This is a genomic window from Acinetobacter sp. ANC_7588, from assembly GCF_056783995.1.
This window is the reverse complement of sequence record NZ_JBWYIU010000034.1, coordinates 1-646: the sequence shown is the minus strand read 5'-3', so window position 1 is coordinate 646 and position 646 is coordinate 1. Positions and strand designations below refer to the sequence as shown.

The 646-nt window shown below is 50.6% G+C and carries 1 pseudogene; it reads left to right on the top strand.

Going from position 1 to position 646, the window contains the following annotated elements:
* Positions 1-646: pseudogene (locus AC1M9J_RS14760) on the top strand (type VI secretion system tip protein VgrG); the annotation flags it as partial.

Sequence of the window (646 nt, the reverse complement as noted above, 5' to 3'; positions counted from 1 at the left end):
GCTACCACCGCAGTGATGCGACAGAACAATTTGATACCATCACCAGTTTTATTGGACAACGCAGCCTACAACCCACCGCAGTCCACCTACAACGCTGGCAAGCCACAGCCCTCGAACAAGAAGAAGGTGCAGGCTCAGTACAAAGCAAACACCAACACAGTGACCACCAAGACAATGCCAGCCTAGGCCTCGAACAAGCATGGCACATCAGCCCTGCATGGATCCAAGACCTCAAAGGCGAAGACCAAGCCACCGCCTCAGGTAACGGCCAAGTTGAAAAACTCAACCAACACCTCAGCGACTACTACGCTGGACAAAGCAAACAATTCATCGCCAAAGCCAGCGTCAGAGACAGCCAAGTCGGCTACTGGTTCAAACTCGATGGCCATCCAGAAATTGAACAACACAGCGGAGTTGATCAAGAATTCCTCATTGTTGGCAAACGCTACTACAACCAAAACAACCTACCCAAAGACTTAGACCAACAAGTCCAACAACTGCTACAACGCAGCCAATGGACGCCAAAACACAAGACAAACACCAACCAAGCAACCCACACGGACCAAGAACGCCAAGCCAGCGAACTCATCCTACAACGACGCAACATCAAAACCGTACCCGAATACAACCCCTTACAACATCGACC